We start from the raw sequence: 23,933 nt of genomic DNA on the forward strand, positions 1-23,933 counted from the left end.
CAGGATCAGGCCCATGGACCTGTTGAGCACGCTGGTGGACAAGGGGCTTCGGCGCGAGCTGCCGACCCGCGAAGAAGCGCTCGCCGTACTGGCGACATCCGACGACGAACTGCTCGATGTCGTGGCCGCTGCGGGCAAGGTGCGCCGTCAGTGGTTCGGGCGGCGGGTGAAGCTCAACTATCTCGTCAATCTGAAGTCGGGGCTCTGCCCCGAGGACTGCTCGTACTGCTCCCAGCGGCTCGGCTCCAAGGCCGAGATCCTCAAGTACACCTGGCTGAAACCGGACGAGGCCTCTCAGGCGGCCGCCGCCGGTGTCGCGGGCGGTGCCAAGCGGGTCTGTCTGGTGGCGAGCGGGCGCGGGCCGACCGACCGTGACATCGACCGGGTCTCGGAGACCATCGAGGCCATCAAGGGCGACAACGCGGACGTCGAAGTCTGCGCCTGTCTGGGGCTGTTGAAGGACGGGCAGGCCGAGCGGCTGCGGGCTGCGGGCGCGGATGCGTACAACCACAACCTCAACACTTCCGAGGCGACGTACGGGGACATCTGCACCACGCACGAGTTCTCCGACCGTGTGGAGACCGTCCAGCACGCCCAGTCTGCGGGCCTCTCGGCCTGCTCCGGGCTGATCGCGGGCATGGGCGAGAGCGACGCCGACCTCGTCGACGTGGTCTTCGCGCTGCGCGGTCTCGACCCCGACTCGGTGCCGGTCAACTTCCTGATCCCCTTCGAGGGCACGCCCCTCGCGGAGGAGTGGAACCTCACCCCGCAGCGGTGCCTGCGCATCCTGGCGATGGTCCGCTTCGTCTGCCCGGACGCGGAGGTACGGCTGGCGGGCGGGCGCGAGGTGCATCTGCGCTCGATGCAGCCGCTCGCCCTCAACCTGGTCAACTCCATCTTCCTGGGCGACTACCTGACCAGCGAGGGCCAGGCGGGCAAGGCCGACCTGGACATGATCGCGGACGCCGGTTTTGTGGTGGAGGGCGCGGAGGAGACGACGCTGCCCGACCACCGCGACGGACTTGTGTCGGTGCGCCGCCGGGGCGCGGGGACGGATCTCGCACCCAATGCGTGAACTGCTCGAACTGGACCGCCGCCATGTCTGGCATCCGTACGGACCGATGCCCGGACGCCAGGAGCCACTGCTCGTGGAGTCCGCCTCGGGGGTACGGCTGCGGGTGGCGGGGGTCGGTGACCTCGTCGACGGCATGTCGTCCTGGTGGTCGGCGATCCACGGCTACAACCACCCGGTGCTCAACGCGGCGGCCCACGGCCAGCTGGAGCGGATGAGCCATGTGATGTTCGGCGGGCTCACGCACGAGCCCGCCGTACGGCTCGCCGCCAAGCTGGTGGAGATCACGCCCGAGCCGCTGCAGCACGTGTTCCTCGCCGACTCCGGTTCGGTGTCGGTCGAGGTCGCGGTCAAGATGTGCCTCCAGTACTGGCGTTCCGTCGGCCGGCCGGCGAAACAGCGGCTGATGACGTGGCGCGGCGGCTACCACGGGGACACCTGGCAGCCGATGTCCGTGTGCGACCCCGAGGGCGGGATGCACGAGCTGTGGTCGGGGGTGCTGCCGCGCCAGGTGTTCGCGGACGCGCCACCGGCGGAGTTCGAGGAGGCGTACGCCGAGCAGCTGCGGGAGACCATCGCGGCCCATGCGCACGAACTGGCCGCGGTGATCGTGGAGCCGGTCGTGCAGGGTGCGGGCGGGATGCGGTTCCACTCCCCCGCGTATCTGCGGGTGCTGCGGGAGGCGTGCGACGCCAACGACGTCCTGCTGGTCTTCGACGAGATCGCCACCGGCTTCGGCCGGACCGGCGAGCTCTTCGCGGCGGACCACGCGGGCGTGTCGCCCGATGTGATGTGCGTGGGCAAGGCGCTGACCGGCGGTTATCTCACGATGGCGGCGACGCTCTGCACGGAGCGGGTGGCGGCGGGGATCGCCCAGGGTGAGGTCCCCGTGCTGGCCCACGGTCCGACGTTCATGGGCAATCCCCTGGCGTCCGCGGTCGCGCTGGCCTCGGTCGAGCTGCTGCTCGCCCAGGACTGGCGCCAGGAGGTCAAGCGGCTGGAGTCCGGGCTGCGCGCCGGGCTGGCCGATGCCGCCGGGCTGCCTGGTGTGCGGGACGTACGGGTGCTGGGCGCGATCGGCGTCGTACAGCTGGACCACGCGGTGGACATGGCGGCGGCCACCCGGGCGGCGGTGCGGGAGGGCGTGTGGCTGCGTCCGTTCCGCGACCTCGTCTACACGATGCCGCCGTACGTCACCGGGGACGCCGACCTCGCACAGATCTGCCGTGCCGTGCGCGCGGTCGCACAGGAGGCCTGAGATGACGATTCTTGTGGTGACGGGTACAGGCACCGAGATCGGCAAGACCGTGGTCACCGCCGCGGTGGCGGCCGCGGCGACCGCGCAGGGCCGGTCGGTGGCGGTGCTCAAGCCCGCCCAGACCGGGCTCGCGCCCGGCGAGCGCGGCGATGCGCAGGAGGTGGAGCGGCTGGCGGGTGCGGTGACCGCCGTCGAACTGGCCCGTTTCCCCGAGCCGTTGGCGCCCGCGACGGCAGCGCGCCGCGCGGGCATGGTGCCGGTGCGGCCCGGCGACGTGGCGGAGGCGGCGGAGAAGCTGGCCGCCGAGCACGACCTGGTGCTGGTGGAGGGGGCGGGCGGCCTGCTCGTACGGTTCGACGAGGAGGGCGGGACGCTCGCGGACGCGGCGCGTCTGCTGTCCGTACCGGTCCTGGTGGTGGCCCAGGCCGGCCTGGGAACGCTGAACGCGACGGCCCTGACGGTGGAGGCGCTGACGGTACGGGGCCTGGAGTGCGCGGGGGCGGTGATCGGCAGCTGGCCGACGGCCCCGGACCTGGCGGCGCGCTGCAACCTGGAGGACTTCCCCGGGGCGACCGGGGCGTCGCTGGTGGGCGCGGCCCCGGAGGGAGCGGGATCGCTCGCACCCATGGACTTCCGCGCCCGCGCGGCAAGTTGGCTGGCGCCGGGCCTGGGCGGCATCTGGGTGCGGTGAAGGGGTGATGCGGCCCGCGCGGGGGGACAATCACAGCAGCCGCCCGGCGAAGGCGGACCGGTTCACCGGAGGAGGTTCGTGATGCCCCTGCGCTCCGCCAAGGTTCCCCGCGACGCCGTGCACCATCCGCTCTTCGCGCGCTTCTATGCCCGTATGAGTGTCACCGCCGACCTCAAGGGCGGGATCGCCGCCCACCGCGCCGAGCTGCTCGACGGGCTCTCCGGGCGGGTCATCGAGATCGGCGCCGGCAACGGGCTCAATTTCGCCCACTATCCCTCCGCCGTCTCCGAGGTCGTCGCGATCGAACCGGAGCGCACCCTGCGGCAGATGGCGGTGGAGAGCGCGATGCGCGCCGAGGTGCCGGTGGACGTGGTGCCGGGGGCGGCCGAGGCGCTGCCCGTGAAGAGCGAGGCGTTCGACGCGGCTGTGGCGTCGCTGGTGCTGTGCACCGTACGAGATCTGCCGCGCGCCCTCGCCGAGATCAGGCGGGTACTGCGGCCCGGCGGTGAACTGCGGTTCTTCGAGCACGGGTTGGCGCCCGGGCGCGGCATGGCCAGGGCTCAGCGGGTCGTGGACCGTACCGTGTGGCCGTTGCTCTTCGGCGGCTGTCACACCTCGCGGGACACCCTGGCCGCGATCGAGGCGGCGGGCTTCGAGCTGGGCACCTACCGGCGGCTCACCGTGCCGGAGAAGGGGCTGCAGTTCCCGTCGTCGCCCTGCGTGCTGGGCGTGGCGCGCCGGCCGGAGCTCGCCGGGGAATGACGGTCACAGGCTCCACTGGCGCAGCTCGTCGGCGATGGTCCGTACATCGGCCTTGTCCTGCTTGACGAGGCGGGCCAGATCCCTGACCTGCTCGGGCGAGGTGACGACCTTCAGTCCGCAGGCGACGAGATAGCCGTACGCGACGGCCGAGGCGAACATGGCGTTGGAGTGCTCCAACGCCGGTACGTGGAGCAGGAGTTGGAGTAACGCGGCGGCCCGTGCGGGCGGGTCGCTGTAGACCGGGATGCCGAATATCTCCGCCTCGTGCCGGGCCACTGCGGCGACCAGCGCGCCCCAGTCCGTGACCTGCGGGTCGCCGGGTGTCTTGTGCTCGGCGACCATCAGCAGCCAGGCGAGGTCGATCTCGAGGTTCAACGGTGGCCTTTGCGCTGCTGCTCGGCGTCGAACTCCTCGGCGAACACCGAGGCGTACTGCTTCATGAAGTCGGCCGCGGCGTCGACGAAGGTGCGCCCCACCTCGCCCGCGTCCTGCTTCACCAGCTCTTCGATGTAGCGGTTCACGCTCATGCCGCGCTGAAGGGCGCGCCGCCGTGCGGCTTCCGCGGTGGACTCGTCCACGCGTACGTTCAGCTGAGTCTTGGCCACCCCACCAAGCTAGCGCCAGGGTGCTAGCACCCGCAAGAGGACCAGACCTCCGGGGGATACCGAAGGCGGCGCCCCACCCTCTACTCTCAACGTTTGCACGGGAGTTGGGTTCTTCGGGACGGCCACAAACGGGGAGGCGGCCTTGTCCACACCTTCAACTGCACGCTCGTACGGCCTCGTGTCAGGGGTCCCGGTGGCGGCCCGCGCCCGGGGGCTCACCAAGGCGTACGGCAGCGGCGAAACCACCGTCCTGGCCCTCGACTCGGTCGACGTGGACATCGCGCGCGGCCGCTTCACGGCCGTCATGGGGCCTTCGGGGTCGGGCAAGTCCACGCTGATGCACTGTCTCGCCGGGCTCGACACCGTCTCCGCCGGGCAGGTCTGGCTGGACGAGACGGAGATCACCGGGCTGCGGGAGCGGGAGCTGACCCGGCTGCGCAGGGACCGTATCGGCTTCATGTTCCAGTCCTTCAACCTGCTGCCGACGCTCACCGCGGCGGAGAACATCACGCTGCCGATGGACATCGCGGGCCGCAAGCCGGACCAGAAGTGGCTGGATCAGGTGATCGACACGCTCGGCCTGCGCGACCGCCTCAAGCACCGCCCCACCCAGCTCTCCGGCGGCCAGCAGCAGCGCGTGGCCTGCGCGCGGGCGCTCGCCTCCCGGCCGGAGCTGATCTTCGCCGACGAACCGACCGGCAACCTCGACTCCCGCGCGGGCGCCGAAGTGCTCTCCTTCCTCCGCGACGCGGTGGACCAACTGGAGCAGACCGTCGTGATGGTGACCCACGACCCGGGGGCCGCAGCCCACTCCGACCTGGTGCTGTTCCTGGCCGACGGGCGGATCGTCGACGAAATGGCGGAACCCACCGCCGACCTGGTCCTGGAGCGGATGAAACGCTTCGACTCCCTCCGCAAGAGCTGAGGCCGCCGTGCTGAAGGCGACACTGCGAAGCTTCTTCGCGCACAAGGGCCGCATGCTGCTGTCCGCGATGGCCATCATCCTGTCCGTGGCCTTCGTCGCGGGGAGCCTGATCTTCTCCGACACGGTGAGCCGCACCTTCGACCGGCTCTTCGCCTCCACCTCGGCGGACGTCCAGGTCCAGCCGAAGAAGGACGTCGACGAGCAGATCCCCTCCGGCATCACGCGCACGGTTCCCGCCGCGCTGGCCGACCGGATCGGAGAGGTCGACGGCGTCTCCAGGTCCTGGGTCGACATCTCGGTGGAGAACATCACCATCGTCGACCACAACAACAAGAACGTCGGGCCGACGAGCGGCGCACCGACGATCGCCACCAACTGGTACGTCACCGACCGCAGTCCGGTGAAGCTGACCAGCGGGCACGAACCGCACGGCGCGGGCGAGGCGCTCCTGGACAAGGACACGGCCGACAAGAAGAAGGTGCGGATCGGCGACTCGCTGACGGTTCTCGCCCAGCCAGGATCCTTCAAGGTCCAGGTCGTCGGCATCGCCACGTTCACGACCACCAACCCCGGTGCGGCGCTGGTCTTCCTGGACACCCCGACCGCCCAGACGAAGCTGCTCGGCAAGGCGGACGCGGCGACCGCGGTTTCCGTCGAGGCCGCCCAGGGCGTCGACGACGCGGTGCTCAAGCAGCGGGTCGCCGCCGTGGTCGGAAGCGGGTACGAGCTGAAGACCGCCGCCGAGCAGGCGAAGGACTCGGCCGCCGACCTGGGCTCTTTCCTCGACGTGATCAAGTACGTGATGCTCGGGTTCGCCGGTATCGCCGTACTCGTCGGCATCTTCCTGATCGTCAACACGTTCTCCATGCTCATCGCCCAGCGCACCCGCGAACTGGGCCTGCTGCGGGCGCTGGGTGCCGACCGCCGCCAGGTGCAGCGCTCGGTGCGGATCGAGGCGCTGCTGCTCGGCGCGATCGGTTCCACGCTGGGGCTGGCCGCGGGGATCGGTCTCGCGTACGGGCTCATCGCGCTGATGGGCACCTTCGGGATGAACCTGAAGGCCGCCGAGATCGTGATCAGCTGGCCCACCCCCGTGGCCTCGTACCTGGTGGGCGTCGGGGTCACCTTCGTGGCCGCGTATCTGCCGGCCAGACGGGCCGCGCAGGTGTCGCCGATGGCGGCGCTCTCGGACGCCGAAGTGGCGGGCGTGGGGCGGCCGTTGAAGGTGCGCGCCGTGGTGGGCTCCGTCCTCGCGGTGGCCGGAGCGGCGGCGCTCGCAGGCTGCGCTGCGAGTACGAAGACCTCGACCGCGTCGTCCCTGCTGGGGCTCGGCGTGGTCCTCACACTGATCGCCACCGTGGTGGCGGGACCGCTGCTCGTACGTCCTGTGATCCGTGTCCTGGGCGGCGCGTTTCCCCGGATCTTCGGCTCCGTCGGCCGGATGAGCCAGCGCAACGCGCTGCGCAATCCCCGGCGCACCGGCGCGACCGCGTCGGCGCTGATGGTGGGCCTCGCCCTGGTGGTCGGCATGTCGGTGGCGAGCGCCTCCATGACCAAGTCCTTCGACGAGCAGATCGACCGGGTCCTGGGCGCCGACTACATCGTGCAGAACAGCAACTTCATGCCGTTCCCCCAGGAGATCACCGGGAAGATCCGCGACGTGGACGGGGTGGGCACCGTCGTACGGCAGCGGTTCGTCCCCCTCCAGCTGCGGCTGCCCGACGGCCGGCACATCGACTCGACGGCCTCGGGCTACGACCCGCAGCTGGACGACGTCGCCCACCTCACCTACGCGGACGGCTCGACCGCCCAGGCGCTGGCGCCCGGCCATGTGGCGATGGACCGCGACTACGCCCACGACCACGGGCTGAAGCTCGGCTCCCCCGTCGAGGTCGCCTTCCCCGGCGGCGCCACCGCGTCCCTGACGCTGTCCGCGCTCACGAACATGCCGTCCACCGGCGGCGCCGGCATGGGCGCGGGCATGATCATGGGGATGGCGACGGCGGAGAAGTACCTTCCCGACGGCCAGGACGCGGTCGTGTACGTCAACGCGTCGAGCGGCACCGACCAGCAGACGCTCCGTACGGCGCTGGAGCGGGCCCTCGCCCCGTATCCGCAGGTGAAGGTCAACAACCAGGCCGACTACAAGAAGATCGTCACCGACCAGATCGCCGTACTGCTCTACCTCGTCTATGCACTCCTCGGCCTCGCGATCGTCATCGCGGTGCTCGGCGTCGTCAACACCCTTGCCCTGTCGGTCGTGGAGCGCACCCGGGAGATCGGGCTGCTGCGGGCGATCGGGCTCTCGCGGGTGCAGCTGCGGCGGATGATCCGCCTGGAGTCCGTGGTGATCGCCGTCTTCGGCGCCCTGCTCGGGCTCGTGCTGGGCATGGTGTGGGGTGTGGCGATGCAGCAGGTGCTCGCGCTGCAGGATCTGAAGGCGTTCGCGGTGCCCTGGTCGACGGTGATCGCGGTCGTGGTGGGCTCGGTGGTCGTGGGTCTGGCGGCGGCGATCCTGCCGGCGCTGCGGGCCTCGCGGATGAACGTGCTGACGGCCATCGCCCACGAGTAGCGGGCGACCTGGCACACACCCGGGATGCGCGGACGACGGCGGTCGCCGAAACTGATCGTCTGGGGCGCCCCCCGCGGTGTGCCAGGACGCGCTGCGGGCGGATTCCGGCCCGGCCCCGGCCAGGAAGGCCCGCCCATGCCGAACATCCTCAATGTGGCGGTCGTCGTCGGCACCCGCCCCGAGGCGATCAAGCTGCTGCCGGTGATCCGGGAGCTGAGGAGCAGTGAGGGGCTGCATCCGACCGTCATCTCGACCGGGCAGCACGAGAAGATGGTCCGCGAGGTGCTGGCGCTCGACGGGATCACCCCGGACATCGAGCTCGGCGTCGGATACCCGGGGATGCCGCTGAACGACTTGTTCATCGAGGTCATGGACCGGTTCGACAAGGCGCTGCGCAAGAACTTCGGGGAGCCGCCGGAGCCGGGCAAGCGCAAGTTCGGGGCCGACCAGTACCCGGTCACCGTCCTGGTGCACGGCGACACCAGCTCGGCGGCGGCGGCCGCGCTCGCCGCGTTCCATCTGAGGCTGTCGGTGAACCACATCGAGGCGGGGATGCGGACCCACTCGACGCTGTCGCCGTTCCCGGAGGAGCTCAACCGGCAGTTGATCGCCCGGATCGCCGCCTTCCACCTGGCGCCGACCACGCTCGGCAAGCAGAACCTGATCCGGGAGGGCATCGACTCCGACCGGATCCTGGTGACCGGCAACACCGGTATCGACGCGGTGCTCTGGGCCGCCGAGCAGGAGACGGAGTACGGCGATCCGGTCCTCGACGGGCTCGACCCGCACACCCGGGTCGTGGTCGTGACCGCGCACCGCCGGGAGAACTGGGGCGAGGGGCTGATCGGCATCGGCCGCGGCGTCCGGCGCGCCGCGGAGGACCACCCCGACGTGCTGTTCGTCGTCCCGCTGCATCCCAATCCGGTCGTCGCCGACACCCTGGGACCGCTGCTCGCAGGGCGCCCCAACATCCACGTGACCAGCCCCATGGACTACGTACCGTTCGCGAAGCTGCTCAAGCGCGCGACCCTGGCCATCAGCGACTCCGGCGGGATCCAGGAGGAGGCGCCCTCGCTCGGCACGCCGGTCCTGGTGACCCGGGACACCACCGAACGCACCTCGGGGCTCACCGCGGGCACGCTGCGCCTGGTCGGCACGGACGAGGACCTCATCGCCGCGGAGACGGCCGTGCTCCTGGGCGACGAGCAGGCGCGCCGGAGGATGGCCGATGCGCCGAATCCCTACGGCGACGGGCATGCGGCGCGCCGGACCGTACAGGCCTTCGGCCACCTGGCCTTCAACACCCCGCCACCGGTGCCGTTCGGGCACGGCTACCGGCGCTCGGCGGTTCTGGGCGCGGCGGGCCTGGCGTGAGCGGCCCGGCCGCGTTCGACTTCTACGCCGGCGCCGGCGCAGCCCGGATCCTGCTGGTGCTGGCGCTCGCCGTGATCGTCTTCGGCGTCGTCTGGACCGCGATGCTCTTCGCCTTCGCGGCCCGGCAACGCCGGCACGACCGGAACACGGCCGACGAGACGGCCACTCCCCCGCCGCTGCTGTGGGTGTTCGTGGTCCCCGCGCTGAACGAAGAAGTGACGATCGCCGACAGCGTGCACCGCCTCTTCGACCTCGATGTCGAACGGCGCGTGGTGCTCGTGGTCGACGACGGCTCGCAGGACCGCACCCCGGAGATCCTGGCGGGCCTCGCGCGCCCGGGGCTCGTGGTGCTGCGCCGCGACCTCCCCGAGGCCCGTAAGGGCAAATCGGAGGCGCTGAACGACGCGTGGCGGCACATCCACTCCGTAGTGCTGAAGCAGGGGCCGCACCGGGGTACCGGTCCGCAGGACGTGGTGATGGTGATCGTGGACGCCGACGGCCGCCTGGACGCAGCCGCCCCCTCCGCGATCGCCCGGCGGCTCGCGGACCCGCGGATCGGGGGCGTCCAGAGCCAGGTGACCATCTACAACCGCAGCGGCTTCCTCACCTGGTGCCAGGACGTCGAGTTCGCCGTGTACGGCCGGCTCTACCAACTGGCGCGCAGCCGCTGGTTCATCGCCGACATGGGCGGCAACGGGCAGTTCAACCGGCTGTCGATGCTCGACGAGATCGCCGGCGCGGACGGCCCGTGGCGGCCGGCCCTCACCGAGGACCAGGATCTGGGACTGCGGCTGTACGGCGCAGGCTGGCGCAGTACGCACGAGTGGCGCTCGGGCGTCTCGCAGCAGGGGCTGAACAACTACCGCCGCCTGTCACGGCAGCGGACGCGCTGGTACCAGGGCAATCTGCAGGCGCTGCGCCACCTGGGCAGCATCCTGCGGATGAAGGTCTCGTTCATCGTCCGGATCGACCTGCTCTGGTACATCACCCTGCCGATCCAGCAGCTGATCGTGGCCCTCGCGCTGCCGGTGGCGGTGGTGCTCTGGTGCTTCAAGGACCTGCCGTTCCTGAGCGGTCCGCTGTGGCTCGTCGTGCTGATCTACGGGCTCGCCTTCGGCACCGGCACGCTCGGCCTGCTGGCCCGCTCCGAGCCGATGCGCGTGCGCGACCTGCCGAAGGCGTTCCTGATGTCGGTCCCCTACGCCCTCTACACCTGGCTGATCATCCCCAGTCTGTTCCGGGCGCTGTTCCGGCTGATGTTCCGGCGCGGCGGCTGGGTGAAGACGCCGCGTGAGCCGATCTCCGGGGGCTGACAACCAAAACCGGTTCGCCAGACGGGTGAGCGCTCTGCTTGGCTCTGCCCATGGATGATCTTCGGATACGGCCCGCGACACTGGACGACCTCGACGGCGTACTCGCCTTCTGGAAGACGGCGGCGGAGGGGACCAGCATCAGCGACGACCTGGACGGCATCGAGCGTCTCGTCGCCCGCGACCCCGATGCGCTGCTGCTCGCGGAACACGGCGGGCAGCTCGTCGGGACGGTGATCGCCGGTTTCGACGGCTGGCGCTGCCATCTGTACCGGCTCGCCGTCCATCCGGACCAGCGCCGCCGCGGTATCGGCTCCGCGCTGCTGGCCGCGGCGGAGGAACGGTTCGTCTCGCTGGGCGGCCGGCGCATCGACGCGATGGTGCTCAACGACAACGAGCGCGGGCAGCACGCCTGGCGCGCGGCCGGCTACGCCCCCCAGGACCACTGGACCCGCTGGGTCAGGCCGCTGACCGGCTGAGCCTCCACTTTGCGCTTCCTTTACCATGGGTGGACCTTGTTACGACGACCGAAAGGTGTGAGCGTCCGCCCATGGGCGAGCCTCCCAGTACCCGACATCGCGCACTCCTCCACCTCGTGACTGATCATGGGACGGAGGTGAACCGATGACCGAAGTGCTCCTGCTCGTCGTGGCGCTGCTGCTCTGCCTTGCCTGTGCGGCGTTCGTCGCGGCCGAGTTCTCACTGACGACCATCGAGCGCAGCGACCTGGAGCAGGCCGTGGAGCGCGGCGAGCGCGGTGCGTCCAGCGCTCTCCAGGCGGTACGCAGCCTCACCTTCCAGCTCTCCGGCGCCCAGCTCGGCATCACCGTGACCAACCTGGTGATCGGCATGCTCGCCGAACCGTCGATCGCCAAGCTGATCCGCGGCCCGGTCGAATCCCTGGGCCTGTCCGCGGGCACCGCGTCCACGGTGGCACTGGTCCTCGGCACGGCCCTCTCCACCGTCGTCCTGATGGTGGTGGGCGAGCTCGTCCCGAAGAACTGGGCGATCTCCTCGCCGCTGGCCGTCGCGAAGGTCGTGGCCACCCCGCAGCGTGCGTTCAGCGCACTCTTCCGGCCGCTGATCAGCCACCTCAACAACACGGCGAACCGTCTCCTGCGCCGCCTCGGCATGGAGCCGGCCGAGGAGCTGGCCTCCGCACGCAGCCCGCAGGAACTGGTCGCGCTGGCACGGCACTCCGCGAAGGCGGGCGCCCTGGAGGCCGACACCGCCGAGCTGTTCGTCCGTACGCTCAACCTCGCCGACCTCACCGCGGAGAACGTGATGACCCCCCGCGTGCAGGTCACCGCGCTCGACGTCCAGGCCACCGCCGAGGACGTCGCCAACGCCACGCGCGCCACCGGCCTCTCGCGCTTCCCCGTCTACCGGGGCAGCCTCGACACCGTCGTCGGCGTCGCGCACATCAAGGACGTCCTCGCCGTCCCCGCCGAGCGCAGACCCCGCCACCCCGTCTCCGAGCTGCTGCGCGAGCCGCTGCTGGTGCCGGAGACGCTGACCGTGGACCGTCTGCTCGACCGGCTGTACGGCAGGCGCACCATGGCCGTCGTGATCGACGAGTACGGCGGCACGGCCGGTGTCGTCACCCTCGAGGACATCGTCGAGGAGGTCGTCGGAGAGGTACGCGACGAGCACGACCCCCACGAGACCCCCGACCTCGCCCCCGCGGGCCAGGACGCGGACGGCCGCGCGGTCTACTCCGCCGACGGCGCCGCACGCACCGACCAGCTGGAGACCATCGGGATGCGCGTGCCGGACGGCCCGTACGAGACCCTCGCCGGTCTTGTCGCCACCGAACTGGGGCGTATCCCGGTCGAGGGCGACTCCTTCGAGGCGGCGGGCTGGCAGGTCGACGTGGTGGACGCCAGCGGGCGGCGCGCGGCACGCGTGCTGCTCCACGAACCGCTGCCCACCGGCCTTGACGAGGACGAGGAGGCGGGCCGATGACCGCGATCCAGTTGCTGATCGGTCTGCTGACCCTGGTCGTCAACGCCTTCTTCGTCGGCGCCGAGTTCGCGCTGATCTCGGTGCGCCGCAGCCAGATCGAACCGGAGGCCGAGGCCGGCAACCGGCGTGCGCGCAGCGTGCTCTGGGGCCTGGAGCACGTGTCTGCGCTGCTGGCGGCGGCCCAGCTGGGCATCACGCTCTGCACCCTGGTGCTCGGCATCGTCGCGGAGCCCGCCATCGCGCATCTGCTGGAGCCTGCGTTCCACGCGGTGGGCATGCCGGGCGGTCTGATCCACCCGATCTCGTTCGTCATCGCGCTGGCGGCGGCGACGTATCTGCACATGCTGTTCGGCGAGATGGTGCCGAAGAACATCGCGCTGGCCGCCCCGGTACGGACCGCACTGGCACTCGGTCCGCCGCTGGTGACCGTCGCCCGGGCGCTGCGCCCGGTGATCTTCGCCATCAACGCCTTCGCCAACTTCCTCCTGAAGCTGCTGAAGGTGGAGGCGAAGAGCGAGGTGGCCGCCACCTTCTCCGACGACGAACTGGCCCGGATGGTGACCGACGCCAAGATCGCCGGACTGCTCGACGACCGGGCGACCGAGCGGCTGCACGACGCCCTGGAGCTGGGCCGCCGCCCGGTGCGCGACGTCGTCGTGCCGCTGGAGAAGGTCGTGTACGCACGCCTCGGGACGACCCCGGAACAGCTGGAGAAGCTCTCCTCCGAGTCCGGCTTCTCGCGCTTCCCGGTGGTGGACTCCGCCCAGCGGATCCTGGGCTACCTCCATGTGAAGGACGCCCTGGACGCCACCCCGCGCGACCTGCCGTTCCCGGCCTCCGACATGCGGCCCATCGCCCGGGTGCGGGCGGCCACTCCGCTCGACGACGTACTGACGGCGATGCGCCGCAGCCGTACGCACCTGGCGGCCGTGCTCGGTGACGAGGGCACGCTCGCCGGGCTGGTCACGATGGAGGACGTCCTGCGGGAGCTGGTCGGCCAGCCGCCCGTCGTCTGAGTCAGCGGTCGGTCGTCTCGGTGAGGCCGGGTCCCTCCCGGCCCACCCCCGAGGCGCCGATCGCGGTCAGTACGGCGAGGAGGGTGGCCAGGCCCGCCGTGGCGAGGGCGGCCTGCCAGTCGACATCGATGAGGCTGGTCGCCCCCGCCACCAGAACCGCGGCGAGAGACTGCGCGAAGGTCCGGACGGCGCGCTCGGCGGTGGCCTTCCAGAAGGCTGCGGTGAACATGGTTCGCTCGCTCTCGTACGGCGGGTCCGGGGCCGGGAGCCCGGTGTGCTCATGGCATACCGCTCCACGGCCCCGGGCGACAGATCCCGCGTACCTACCGCGCGGTAGGATCACTCCGCCATGGAGTTGAATGCCACCTACACCAGCCTCGTCGCCGTCGGCGACTCCTTCACCGAGGGAATGTCCGACCGGCTTCCCGACGGTTCGTACCGCGGCTGGGCCGATCTGCTCGCCGCCCGCCTCGCCGCCCGCGAGCCCGGCTTCCGCTACGCGAATCTCGCCGTACGCGGAAAGCTCATCGCCCAGATCGTCGACGAACAGGTCGAAGCCGCCGCCGCCATGCAGGCGGACGTCGTCACGCTGGTCGGCGGGCTCAACGACACCCTGCGCCCCAAGTGCGACCTGCCGATGGTCTGCGGTCGGCTCGAAGAGGCGGTGGAGCGGCTCGCGCCGTCCTGCAAGCAGCTCGTGCTGATGCACAGCCCCGGCCGCAACGGCCCGGTGTTCGAGCGCTTCCGGCCGCGCATGGAGGAGCTCTTCGCGTTCATCGACACCCTGGCCGCCAAGCACGACGCGGTGGTCGTCGACCTGTACGGGTCAGCTGTCCTCGGCGACCAGCGGATGTGGGACGTCGACCGGCTGCATCTGACGGCGGAGGGCCACCACCGGGTCGCCGAGGCCGTCTGGCAGGCCCTGGGCCTCGACGCGGAGGACGACTGGCAGGCACCGCTGCCGCCCGCCGTCGCCCCCGGCTGGGTGACCCGCCGCACCAGCGATCTCAGCTTCGCCCGCGAGCACTTGGTGCCGTGGATCGGGCGACGGCTCACGGGAAAGTCCTCCGGCGACGGAAGGGACCCCAAGAGGGCCGAGCTGCTGCCGTACGGGAACGGGCCGCTCTCGTAGCAAGCCACAAATGAGGCCGGGGCTCTGGCCTGCAGAAACCACCAGTAGAATCTGGTTACGTGACTGCAAAGCCTCGCATCCCCAATGTCCTGGCCGGCCGCTACGCCTCCACGGAGCTCGCCGTCCTCTGGTCCCCCGAGCAGAAGGTGAAGCTGGAGCGCCGCCTCTGGCTCGCCGTACTGCGTGCTCAGAAGGACCTCGGGATCGAGGTTCCGGACGCCGCTCTCGCCGACTACGAGCGCGTGATCGACCAGGTCGACCTGGCCTCGATCGCCGAGCGCGAGAAGGTCACCCGGCACGACGTGAAGGCCCGCATCGAGGAGTTCAACGACCTCGCCGGGCACGAGCAGGTCCACAAGGGCATGACCTCGCGCGACCTCACCGAGAATGTCGAGCAGCTGCAGATCCGGCTCTCGCTGGAGCTCGTGCGCGACCGTACGGTGGCCGTCCTGGCCCGCCTCGGCAAGCTCTCCGCCGAGCACGCCGAGCTCGTGATGGCCGGGCGCTCGCACAACGTCGCCGCGCAGGCCACCACCCTCGGCAAGCGCTTCGCGACCGCCGCCGACGAGCTGCTCGTGGCGTACGGACGCCTGGAGGACCTCCTCGGCCGGTACCCGCTGCGCGGCATCAAGGGCCCGGTCGGCACCGCCCAGGACATGCTCGACCTGCTCGGCGGCGACGAGGCCAAGCTCGCCGACCTGGAGCAGCGGATCGCCTCCCACCTCGGCTTCGCGCACGCCTTCACCTCGGTCGGCCAGGTCTACCCGCGCTCGCTGGACTACGACGTGGTGACCGCGCTGGTGCAGCTCGCCGCGGCCCCCTCCTCGATCGCCAAGACGATCCGGCTGATGGCCGGGCACGAGCTGGTCACCGAGGGCTTCAAGCCCGGCCAGGTCGGTTCGTCCGCGATGCCGCACAAGATGAACACCCGCTCCTGCGAGCGCGTCAACGGCCTGATGGTGATCCTGCGCGGTTACGCGTCGATGACCGGCGAGCTGGCGGGCGACCAGTGGAACGAGGGCGACGTCTCCTGCTCCGTGGTCCGCCGGGTCGCGCTGCCGGACGCGTTCTTCGCCTTCGACGGCCTCCTTGAGACGTTCCTGACCGTCCTCGACGAGTTCGGTGCCTTCCCCGCGGTCGTCGCCCGCGAGCTCGACCGCTACCTGCCCTTCCTCGCCACCACCAAGGTCCTGATGGGCGCGGTACGGGCGGGAGTGGGCCGCGAGGCCGCGCACGAGGTCATCAAGGAGCACGCGGTCGCCTCCGCGCTGGCCATGCGCGAGCAGGGCGCCGAGCGCAACGAGCTCCTGGACAAGCTGGCCGCCGACGAGCGGATGCCGCTCGACCGCGCCCAGTTGGACGCGCTGATGGCCGACAAGCTCTCCTTCACCGGCGCGGCGGGCGCCCAGGTGGCGGCAGTCGTCTCCCGTATCGAAGAGATCGCCAAGCAGCACCCGGCGGCCGCCGGTTACACCCCGGGCTCCATCCTCTGACGCGACGATGAAGCGCGAAGAGCTCGAAGCCGCCCGCGACCGCATCGTTCCCGATGTGGCCGCGGGCGGTCTGCGCGTGCTGTTCTGCGGGATCAACCCGGGGCTGATGACCGCGGCGACGGGCCATCACTTCGCCCGCCCCGGCAACCGCTTCTGGCCGGTGCTCCATCTGTCGGGCTTCACGCCGAGGCAGTTGAAGCCCGAGGAGCAGGACGAGCTGCTCTCGTACGGGCTCGGCATCACCAATGTCGCCGCACGGGCCACCGCACGCGCGGACGAGGTGAGCGCCGAGGAGTTCCGCGAGGGCGGCCGGATCCTCACCGCCAAGGTGGCGGAACTGAAGCCCGAGTGGCTGGCGGTCGTCGGCATCACCGCCTACCGGACCGCCTTCGGTGAGCCGAAGGCGCGGATCGGACCGCAGGAGCGGACGATCGGGGCCACCCGGATCTGGGCGCTCCCCAATCCGAGCGGCCTCAACGCGCACTGGACCGCCCAGACAATGGCGGACGAATACGCCCGGCTGCTGCGGTCCACCCGACCAGCCGGTACGATCCGGCAGACACGCGCATGACCTGAGCTGGGAGGACACGTTGGGGCGGCTGACCGGCGGGGATCCCTCACTGCTGCGGCGGATCAACTCCGCGGTGGTGCTCCACGCACTGCGCGGGGCCGACTTCCCGACCTTCACGGATCTCACCCGGATCACCGGTCTTTCCCGGCCGACGGTCGAGGGCGTCATCGAGGGGCTCATGGAGGCCGGGCTCGTCGTCGAGGACGCACCCGAGGAGGACGGCGAGACGCGCCGTCAGGGCCGGCCCGCGCGGCGCTTCAGGTTCCGTGCCGAGGCCGGGCATCTGCTGGGCATCGAGATCGGCCCGCACCGGGTCGCCGCCCTGCTCTCCGGGCTCGACGGACGGATCACCGCGGCGGGTTCGCGCGAGGTGCCGGAGACCGCGTCGGCCGACGAACGTCTCGAGCGGGTCCGTCTGACGGTGGCCGATGTACTGCGCCGCGCCGGCGTCGCCCGCAGCAGCCTGCGCGCGGTCGGAGTCGGCAGCCCGGGGATCGTGGAGGCGGACGGCACCGTACGGCTCGGCACCGCGCTCCCCGAGTGGACGGGCCTGGCCCTGGGCGAACGGCTGCGGCGGTCCTTCCGCTGTCCCGTACTGGTCGAGAACGACGCCAACGCGGCGGCGGTCGCCGAGCACTGGAAGGGTGCGGCCACCGACTCCGACGACATCGTCTTCGTCCTCGCCGGACTCAGCCCGGGTGCCGGATCACTGATCGGCGGGCGGCTGCACCGCGGTTACGGCGGGGCGGCGGGCGAGATCGGCGCACTGCATCTGCTCGGGCGCGGGGCCACCCCGGAGAAGCTGCTGTCCACGACGGACGAGCCGCTGCACGCGCTCGACGAGCAGGCGGTGGCCCAGGTCTTCGCCGACGCCAAACGCGGCGACGCGCAGGCCAAGGCCGCCATGGAGCGGTTCATCGGGCGCCTCGTGCACGACGTCGCGGCGCTGGTGCTCGCGCTCGACCCCGAACTGGTCGTGATCGGCGGCTGGGCTGCCGGTCTGGAGGACGTACTGGAGCCGCTGCGCGGGGAGTTGGCGCGGTTCTGTCTGCGGCCGCCGCGCGTGGCGCTCTCGCTGCTCGGCGACTCGGCCGTGGCGACCGGTGCGCTGCGGCTTGCCCTCGACCATGTCGAGGAGCAGCTCTTCGCGGTCGAGGGAACAGTCACGGCCCGCCGCTGACGAGTCAGCAACGGGCCGTGTCGTGAAGGCTGTTCAGGAGGCCTTGCGCTCCTCGCCGTGGTGACTGATCTCCAGGTCGCCGGAGTCCCCGAAGGTGAGCCGGCAGGTGTCCGCGCGGTAGGTCGCCACGGAGACGGCGACGGTGCCGCCCGCGGCGAGGTAGCGCGTGGTGACGACGAGGACGGGTGCGCCGGGCAGCCGGTCGAGTTCCTTGGCGTCGTCGGCACGTGCGGAGCCGAGTTCGACGGAGCGGTCCTGGCCCTCGAGGCCGAGACGCTGCAGCTCGCGCAGGACGCTGCGGGCACGGGTCGCGCCCGACGGGGCGTCGATGGCGGAGAGTTCGGGCACGGATCCGGCCGGTACGTACAGGAGCTCGGCCGCGACCGGCTGGCCCTGCGTCATCCGGATCCTTCGTACGGTGTGCACCGCGTCGCCCGAGCCGCTCCCGGACTCGTCGCCCGCGTCCAGCATGCGCGCCACCGCGACGGGCGGCGCGGCGAGGGTGCAGTCCAGCGCCTGCCAGGCGTCGTCGCCGGCTCCCGGCCAGACGTGCTGCGACGTCGACACGTCCACACCGACGCGCGGAGGCGCGACCGTGGTGCCCACGCCGCGGCGGCGCTGCAGCCGCCCTTCCAGCTCGAGTTGTTCGAGTGCCTGGCGCAGTGTGGCGCGCGCGACACCGAAGCGGGCCGCGAGGTCACGCTCGTTGGGGAGGATCTCCCCGACCGCGAAGTCCGAGTCGAGAGCGTCACTGAGGACGGTCTTGAGGTGCCAGTACTTCGGCTCCGGCGCCGTTTCCAGCTGCGTGGTCCCCACCCTGATCCTCCGCAATCGCCGTGTCCCCGGCGGCTTTTCCGTGCCCTTGTTTATTAAAGGTTCCTGCACTAACTCTGCGACCATAGGGCGACGCTCCCCCTTGGTCAAGACCAATCCTCGTTCCGTTACGGAGCGAAACCGAGGCCTGCCGCAGAGCGTTCACAGGACGTTCGTACGGCCGTGAGGTGCGCGCAGCACAAGGCCCCGCGTCCGGAACGGATCGCGGGGCCTTGTGGTGTTCGCCGGCACCTACTCCACGGCGGGCAGGGCGAGTTTGTCGGGATTGCGCACGATGTACACACACTGGATACGCCCGTCGGCGACGTCCAGCTGGAACATGCTGTCCAGTACGGCACCCGAGTAGATGAGCAGCGCGGGCCCGCCGTTGACCTCCGCGATCCGGAAGGAGACGTCGGTGATCCCCTTGGTCGCCGCACCGCGCACGAAGCGCCCGACCTTGTCCGCGCCCTCGATGACGCGCCGCGGCGCCTGGGACTTGCCGCCGCTGTCGCCGACGAGACGTACGTCGGGGGCCAGCAGCGCGAGCAGTCCCTCCAGGTCCCCTTCCGTCGCCGCGGCGAGGAACCGCTGGGTCAGATCGCGGCGTTCGGCCGGGTCGACGTCGAAACGGGGCTTGCGTTCGTCGACATGGCGGCGGGCGCGGCCCGCGAGCTGACGCACCGCCGCCTCGGACCGGTCGAGGGTCCCGGCGATCTCCGCGTACGGGAAGCCGAAGGCCTCGCGGAGGACGAAGACGGCGCGCTCCAGCGGGGAGAGCGATTCCAGGACGACGAGGACGGCGAGCGATACGGACTCGGCGAGCACCGCCCGTTCCGCCGTGTCGGGGGCGGTGCGCCCGAATTCCGTGACGATCGGCTCGGGCAGCCAGGGGCCGACGTAGGTCTCGCGCCGCGCCTGCGCGGACCGCAGGCGGTCGATGGCGAGCCGGGTGGTGATGCGCAGGAGATAGGCGCGCGGTTCGCGGACGGTCTCGCGCTCGCCCGCGGACCAGCGGAGCCAGGTCTCCTGGACGACGTCCTCGGCGTCGGCCGCCCGGCCCAGCATCCGGTAGGCCACCCCGGTCAGGAGGGATCGGTGCTCTTCAAAGGTGTCGGTGGAGAGGTCAGTTGCCACTCTCCCATCCCATCCGACGGGTCCACCGCTGTCCAGGCGCTCCCGGCGTGCGAAGGAGCACAATGTGCGGGCGGCCGCCCACGGGTGGCGGCCCGTCAGGGGAGGATTTCGGATGCGTTACGGGGTACTGGGGACCGGCGCGGTCGGCGTCAAGCTCGGCAGCAAGCTCGTGGAGCTGGGGCACGAGGTGGTGATGGGGTCCCGGACCAAGGACAATCCGCAGGCGCTGGAGTGGGCGCAGGGCGCGGGTCCGCTCGCGGGGGCGGGGACGTTCGCCGATGCCGCGGCGTTCGGCGAGCGGATCGTGGTGGCGGTCAACGGGCAGGTGGCCCTGGCTGTTCTGCAGGCCGCGGGCGAGGCCGAGTTGGCGGGCAAGCTGGTGGTCGACGTGTCGAATCCGATCACCTTCGAGGACGGTCTGCTGCGGGTGGCGCCGGTCGAGTCGGACAGTGTGGGCGCGCTGCTGCAGCGGTCGTTCCCCGGGGCGCGGGTGGTCAAGACGCTCAACACCGTGAATCTGGCGGTGATGGTCGATCCGGACGCCGTACCCGGCGAGCACCACCTGTTCGTGTGCGGCGAGGACGCCGGGGCCAAGGAGGAGACGGTGGCGCTGCTCGGCGAGTTCGGGTGGCCGGCGCACCGGGTGCTCGATCTGGGCGGGATCGTGGAGGCGCGCGACGTGGAGATGCTGATGCCGCTCTGGATCAATCTGTACAAGCGGTTCGGCCATGGGGCCTTCAACTACGAGATCCGCAGCGCACCTTGATGTGACGGGTTGGCGGCGGCCTCTTGAAGTGAAAGCTACCCAGGGGTAATCCTTGTTGACACGGTGTCTCACCACCGTCCCCGACAACAGGGAGCAGCAGCATGGCCGCCGCCCAGGTCTCATTCACCGTCGAGTCCCCCCGGGGGAACCGCACGGTCACCGTCGCGTACGAACGCACCGGTGCCGGCGAACCCCTCCTGCTGCTGCACGGCATCGGGCACCACCGGCAAGCCTGGGACCCGGTGGTCGGGATCCTGGCCGCCGAGCGCGAGGTGATCGCCGTGGACCTGCCCGGATTCGGCGCGTCGCCGGCCCTGCCCGACGGCGTCTCGTACGGCCTCGCATCGGTGGTCCCCACGCTCGGCGCGCTGTGCGAGGCGCTCGGCGTCGAGCGCCCGCACGTCGCCGGCAACTCCCTGGGCGGCCTGCTCGCCCTGGAGTTGGGGCGGGAGAAGCTCGTACGATCGGTGACCGCCCTGTCGCCCGCCGGCTTCTGGACGCAGGCGGAGCGGCGGTACGCCTTCTCGACCCTGAAGGCGATGCGCGGGATCGCGAACTCCCTGCCGCTGCCGCTGATCGAGCGGATGTCGCGCTCGGCGGCCGGGCGTACGGCGCTCACCAGCACCATCTACGCCCGGCCCGCCCGCCGTTCACCCGAGGCCGTCGTCGCCGAGACGCTCGCGCTGCGCGAGGCCACCGGCTTCGAGGAGACCCTGGCCGCCGGTCTGACCGTCCAGTTCACCGACGACGTACGGGACCTTCCCGTCACGGTCGCCTGGGGCACGAAGGACCGGCTGCTCCTGCGCCGCCAGGGGATCCGGGCCAAGCACACCATCCCCGGGGCCCGCCTGGTCAGGCTGCCCGGCTGCGGTCATGTCCCGATGAACGACGACCCCGCGGCGGTGGCGCGCGTCATCCTCGACACCAGCCGCTGAACGACGGGCCAGCACACCGGAACCGAGCGCGACGCCCACCCCGACGAGCGCGCTCCCTGCGCCCTGCGCGATGCCGTACGCACCCGTGCCGACCAGGGGTGCGGTCATCGCGGCCGCGACGGGAATGAGCCCGGAGAAGAGGGTGGCCCGCTCGGCGCCGATCCGCTGCACGCCCATGTACCAGCAGACGAAGCCGACGACGGTCACGACGGCGGCCTGCCACAGCAGCGCCGCCGTCTCCCCCGCGTCCGGTACGCGCACGAATCCGCCCCCGTCGACGGCGAGTCCGACCACCGTCGACTCGACGGCGGCGACCCCGCAGACGGTGGCGGACAGCAGCCGGGGGCCGAGCGGGCGCAGCACGGGCACGGCCAGTACGGCGAAGCCCACCTCGCCCACCAGCGCGCCCGCCGAGAAGGCGATGCCTTCGAGGTCGGTGCGGCCCCAGCCCTGCACGGTGAAGGCCCCGGCCGCCACCAGGGCCGCGCCGATCAGCACCGGCCTGGTGGGCCGCCTGCCCGCGACCAGCGGTACGAGCACGGCGACGACGACCGGTGCGCAGCCCACGAAGACCCCGGGGACGGCGGGTTCGGCGCTGCGTTCGGCGGCGAGGACCGCCAGGTTGAAGCCGACCATGCCGACGACGGAGATCAGGGCGATGCGGCCCCACTGGGCCGGGGAGAGCGTACGCAGGACGCGCGTCGATCCGCGGTCGAGCAGCGGGAGCAGCAGCAGACAGGCGAGGCCGTAGCGCAGGGCCTGGCCGCCCGCGTACGGATAGTCGCCGAGGACGGAGTTGGCGGTGAAGGAACCGCCGACGAGGATGCAGGCGAAGGCGGCAAGGAGCGCTCCTCGCAGGGACGTTGCGTTCATGAAGATGACGCTAGGGAGCGGGGTGGTCCGTATTAAGGTCCACTTCCATGGAGCCATCGGGGACCAATTCACCGGCCTGGGAGCTGTTGCTGCCCGCCGCCGCGGCCCCTGCCCGCAGCCGGGGCCGCATGCTGCAGGAGTCGCTGCGCGAGGCGGTCCGTTCGGGGCGGCTCGCGGCGGGCACCCGGCTGCCCGCCAGCCGTGAACTCGCCGCCGACCTCGGGGTCTCGCGCGGCCTGGTCACCGAGGCGTACGAGCAGCTGACCGCCGAGGGCTATCTGCGCAGCGACCGGGGCTCGGGCACCTGGGTGGGCGCGTCGGCGCGGTCGGCGGCCCGGGCGGCGGACGTTCCGGTTCCGCGTCCGGCCGAGGACCTCGTCAGCTTCGTCCCCGGCACCCCCGATCTCTCCCTCTTCCCGCGCACCGCCTGGGCCGCCGCGCACAAGTCCGTACTGAACACCCTCGAACACCATGCGCTGGGCTATCCGGACCCGCGCGGCCTTCCCCAACTGCGCATCGCGCTCGCCGAGTTGCTGACACGCCGTCGCGGGGTGGTCGCCGATCCCGAGCGGATCGTCGTCTGCTCGGGCGTGGCACAGGCCATGACGCTGCTCGGCTTCGTCCTGCACGCGGCGGGTCAGCGTACGGTCGGCGTCGAGGACCCCGGCAGTCCCGAACACCCCGCACTGTTCGCGGCGGCCGGGCTGCGCGCGGTTCCGCTTCCGCTCGACGACGAAGGTCTCGCGATCGGGCCGCTCGCCGCGAGCGGTGTACGGACGGTACAGACCACACCGGCCCACCATTTCCCCACCGGCATCGGCTATTCGGCCGACCGGCGCACCCAACTCCTCGACTGGGCGCGGTCGGTGGACGGTCTGATCGTCGAGGACGACTACGACGGGGACTTCCGCTACGACCGCGCCCCGGTCGGCGCGCTCCAGGGTCTGGACCCCGAACGCGTCGCGTACACAGGATCGGTGAGCAAGTCACTCGCCCCGGGCCTGCGGCTGGGCTGGCTGCTGGCCCCGGAGTGGCTGACCGACCGTATCGTCGCCCGGAAACGCACCCTGGACATGGGCCACCCGGCCCTCGACCAGGCGGCGTTCGCCACGTTCGTCTCCGGGGGCGGCTACGACCGCCAGCTGCGCCGCTGCCAGCGCCTCTACCGGGAGCGGCGCGACACCCTGGTCGCCGCCCTCGCCGAGCACTTCCCCGGCGCCGAGGTGAGCGGAATCGCCGCAGGCCTGCACATCATCGCGCGGCTGCCCGAGCGCTACGGACCCGAGAGCGGCTTCCTGCGGCGGGCGGAGCGCACGCGCGTGGCCGTCCGGCCGCTGGCGGACTACGGGAGCGCGCGCCCGCAGGACGGCGCCGTACGACTGGTGCTCGGTTACGCCCACCTTTCGCCCTCCGAGATCGTCCGCGGGGTGCGTCTGCTGGCCGCGGCCAACTGACAGCACCCGCCGTTCACTTGGGGTTCGCA

Annotated in this window: 23 protein-coding genes and 1 pseudogene; 18 read left to right on the forward strand and 6 right to left on the reverse strand. The window is 71.3% G+C overall.

The annotated features are described in order from the left end of the window. Nucleotides 1-13: 13 nt before the first annotated feature. From bioB to OG707_RS02805, 4 genes are all read left to right on the forward strand, one after another. On the forward strand, nucleotides 14-1,075 hold the full coding sequence (bioB, locus tag OG707_RS02790) for a biotin synthase BioB (RefSeq protein ID WP_329113937.1): 1,062 nt from the start codon (nucleotides 14-16) through the stop codon (nucleotides 1,073-1,075). Further along, nucleotides 1,068-2,330 carry an adenosylmethionine--8-amino-7-oxononanoate transaminase gene (locus OG707_RS02795; protein ID WP_329113939.1) on the forward strand — a complete coding sequence of 421 codons (1,263 nt, stop codon included), beginning with the start codon at nucleotides 1,068-1,070 and terminating at the stop codon, nucleotides 2,328-2,330. Before bioB ends, OG707_RS02795 begins: the two co-directional genes overlap by 8 nt. Nucleotide 2,331: 1 nt before the next feature. Beyond that, nucleotides 2,332-3,021 (forward strand): dethiobiotin synthase, encoded by a 690-nt coding sequence (gene bioD, locus OG707_RS02800; RefSeq protein WP_329113941.1) that lies wholly within the window; start codon nucleotides 2,332-2,334, stop codon nucleotides 3,019-3,021. A gap of 81 nt (nucleotides 3,022-3,102) precedes the next feature. Further along, nucleotides 3,103-3,783 carry a class I SAM-dependent methyltransferase gene (locus OG707_RS02805; RefSeq protein WP_329113943.1) on the forward strand — a complete coding sequence of 227 codons (681 nt, stop codon included), beginning with the start codon at nucleotides 3,103-3,105 and terminating at the stop codon, nucleotides 3,781-3,783. A 3-nt stretch (nucleotides 3,784-3,786) separates the two neighbouring features. Here OG707_RS02805 and OG707_RS02810 read toward each other — a convergent pair whose 3' ends face one another. Next, nucleotides 3,787-4,158: a fic family toxin-antitoxin system, toxin component gene (locus tag OG707_RS02810; RefSeq protein WP_329113944.1), complete on the reverse strand. Its 372-nt coding sequence runs from the start codon at nucleotides 4,156-4,158 to the stop codon at nucleotides 3,787-3,789. Further along, nucleotides 4,155-4,388 (reverse strand): antitoxin, encoded by a 234-nt coding sequence (locus tag OG707_RS02815; RefSeq protein WP_329113946.1) that lies wholly within the window; start codon nucleotides 4,386-4,388, stop codon nucleotides 4,155-4,157. Before OG707_RS02815 ends, OG707_RS02810 begins: the two co-directional genes overlap by 4 nt. Before the next feature lie 142 nt (nucleotides 4,389-4,530). Between OG707_RS02815 and OG707_RS02820 the strand changes: the two genes are divergently transcribed. The 7 genes from OG707_RS02820 (at nucleotide 4,531) to OG707_RS02850 (ending at nucleotide 13,550) form a co-directional block, all read left to right on the forward strand. Continuing rightward, complete coding sequence (locus OG707_RS02820; RefSeq protein ID WP_329113948.1) at nucleotides 4,531-5,313, forward strand: ABC transporter ATP-binding protein; 783 nt, start codon at nucleotides 4,531-4,533, stop codon at nucleotides 5,311-5,313. 7 nt (nucleotides 5,314-5,320) lie between these two features. Continuing rightward, nucleotides 5,321-7,885, forward strand: a complete 2,565-nt coding sequence (locus OG707_RS02825) for an ABC transporter permease (protein ID WP_329113950.1) — start codon at nucleotides 5,321-5,323, stop codon at nucleotides 7,883-7,885. Between the two features lie 135 nt (nucleotides 7,886-8,020). After that, on the forward strand, nucleotides 8,021-9,259 hold the full coding sequence (gene wecB, locus OG707_RS02830) for a non-hydrolyzing UDP-N-acetylglucosamine 2-epimerase (RefSeq protein WP_329113952.1): 1,239 nt from the start codon (nucleotides 8,021-8,023) through the stop codon (nucleotides 9,257-9,259). After that, nucleotides 9,256-10,572 carry a glycosyltransferase family 2 protein gene (locus OG707_RS02835; protein ID WP_329113954.1) on the forward strand — a complete coding sequence of 439 codons (1,317 nt, stop codon included), beginning with the start codon at nucleotides 9,256-9,258 and terminating at the stop codon, nucleotides 10,570-10,572. Before wecB ends, OG707_RS02835 begins: the two co-directional genes overlap by 4 nt. Nucleotides 10,573-10,622: 50 nt before the next feature. Beyond that, nucleotides 10,623-11,048, forward strand: a complete 426-nt coding sequence (locus tag OG707_RS02840; RefSeq protein WP_329113956.1) for a GNAT family N-acetyltransferase — start codon at nucleotides 10,623-10,625, stop codon at nucleotides 11,046-11,048. 145 nt (nucleotides 11,049-11,193) lie between these two features. Continuing rightward, nucleotides 11,194-12,534 carry a hemolysin family protein gene (locus OG707_RS02845; protein ID WP_329113958.1) on the forward strand — a complete coding sequence of 447 codons (1,341 nt, stop codon included), beginning with the start codon at nucleotides 11,194-11,196 and terminating at the stop codon, nucleotides 12,532-12,534. After that, the gene (locus OG707_RS02850) at nucleotides 12,531-13,550 is read left to right on the forward strand and encodes a hemolysin family protein (protein ID WP_329113960.1); all 1,020 of its coding nucleotides are present in this window, start codon (nucleotides 12,531-12,533) and stop codon (nucleotides 13,548-13,550) included. The genes OG707_RS02845 and OG707_RS02850 overlap by 4 nt, the downstream gene beginning before the upstream one ends. Nucleotide 13,551: 1 nt before the next feature. Here OG707_RS02850 and OG707_RS02855 read toward each other — a convergent pair whose 3' ends face one another. Next, the gene (locus OG707_RS02855; protein ID WP_329113962.1) at nucleotides 13,552-13,779 is read right to left on the reverse strand and encodes a holin; all 228 of its coding nucleotides are present in this window, start codon (nucleotides 13,777-13,779) and stop codon (nucleotides 13,552-13,554) included. A gap of 120 nt (nucleotides 13,780-13,899) precedes the next feature. Here OG707_RS02855 and OG707_RS02860 point away from each other — a divergent pair, with 120 nt between their 5' ends. Genes OG707_RS02860 through OG707_RS02875 form a run of 4 tightly spaced genes read left to right on the forward strand, consistent with a single transcriptional unit; the run spans nucleotide 13,900 to nucleotide 17,926 of the window. After that, nucleotides 13,900-14,682, forward strand: a complete 783-nt coding sequence (locus OG707_RS02860; protein ID WP_329113963.1) for an SGNH/GDSL hydrolase family protein — start codon at nucleotides 13,900-13,902, stop codon at nucleotides 14,680-14,682. A gap of 59 nt (nucleotides 14,683-14,741) precedes the next feature. Further along, nucleotides 14,742-16,175: an adenylosuccinate lyase gene (purB, locus tag OG707_RS02865; RefSeq protein ID WP_329113966.1), complete on the forward strand. Its 1,434-nt coding sequence runs from the start codon at nucleotides 14,742-14,744 to the stop codon at nucleotides 16,173-16,175. 7 nt (nucleotides 16,176-16,182) lie between these two features. After that, nucleotides 16,183-16,746: a G/U mismatch-specific DNA glycosylase gene (mug, locus tag OG707_RS02870; protein WP_329113968.1), complete on the forward strand. Its 564-nt coding sequence runs from the start codon at nucleotides 16,183-16,185 to the stop codon at nucleotides 16,744-16,746. A 19-nt stretch (nucleotides 16,747-16,765) separates the two neighbouring features. Next, a complete protein-coding gene (locus OG707_RS02875; protein ID WP_329113970.1) occupies nucleotides 16,766-17,926 on the forward strand; it encodes an ROK family transcriptional regulator in 1,161 nt (386 codons plus the stop codon). A gap of 33 nt (nucleotides 17,927-17,959) precedes the next feature. On the opposite strand, the gene OG707_RS02880 is transcribed toward OG707_RS02875, so the two are convergent. Both OG707_RS02880 and OG707_RS02885 read right to left on the reverse strand, forming a co-directional pair. Beyond that, nucleotides 17,960-18,742: a GntR family transcriptional regulator gene (locus OG707_RS02880; protein WP_329113972.1), complete on the reverse strand. Its 783-nt coding sequence runs from the start codon at nucleotides 18,740-18,742 to the stop codon at nucleotides 17,960-17,962. Nucleotides 18,743-18,991: 249 nt separating this feature from the next. Beyond that, a complete protein-coding gene (locus OG707_RS02885; protein ID WP_329113974.1) occupies nucleotides 18,992-19,876 on the reverse strand; it encodes an RNA polymerase sigma-70 factor in 885 nt (294 codons plus the stop codon). A gap of 112 nt (nucleotides 19,877-19,988) precedes the next feature. Here OG707_RS02885 and OG707_RS02890 point away from each other — a divergent pair, with 112 nt between their 5' ends. Next, complete coding sequence (locus OG707_RS02890) at nucleotides 19,989-20,642, forward strand: NADPH-dependent F420 reductase (protein ID WP_329113976.1); 654 nt, start codon at nucleotides 19,989-19,991, stop codon at nucleotides 20,640-20,642. 101 nt (nucleotides 20,643-20,743) lie between these two features. After that, nucleotides 20,744-21,577, forward strand: coding sequence for an alpha/beta fold hydrolase (locus OG707_RS02895; protein WP_329113978.1), 834 nt, complete (start codon nucleotides 20,744-20,746; stop codon nucleotides 21,575-21,577). Nucleotides 21,578-22,093: 516 nt separating this feature from the next. On the opposite strand, the pseudogene OG707_RS42415 reads toward OG707_RS02895, so the two are convergent. Continuing rightward, a pseudogene (locus tag OG707_RS42415) lies at nucleotides 22,094-22,507 on the reverse strand (EamA family transporter); the annotation flags it as partial. On the opposite strand from OG707_RS42415, the gene pdxR reads away from it, so the two are divergent. After that, nucleotides 22,498-23,904: a MocR-like pyridoxine biosynthesis transcription factor PdxR gene (gene pdxR, locus OG707_RS02905; RefSeq protein ID WP_329113980.1), complete on the forward strand. Its 1,407-nt coding sequence runs from the start codon at nucleotides 22,498-22,500 to the stop codon at nucleotides 23,902-23,904. The pseudogene OG707_RS42415 and the gene pdxR sit on opposite strands and share 10 nt — an antisense overlap. The last annotated feature ends 29 nt before the right edge of the window (nucleotides 23,905-23,933 follow it).

It is taken from the genome of Streptomyces sp. NBC_01465 (assembly GCF_036227325.1).
GTDB lineage: Bacteria > Actinomycetota > Actinomycetes > Streptomycetales > Streptomycetaceae > Streptomyces.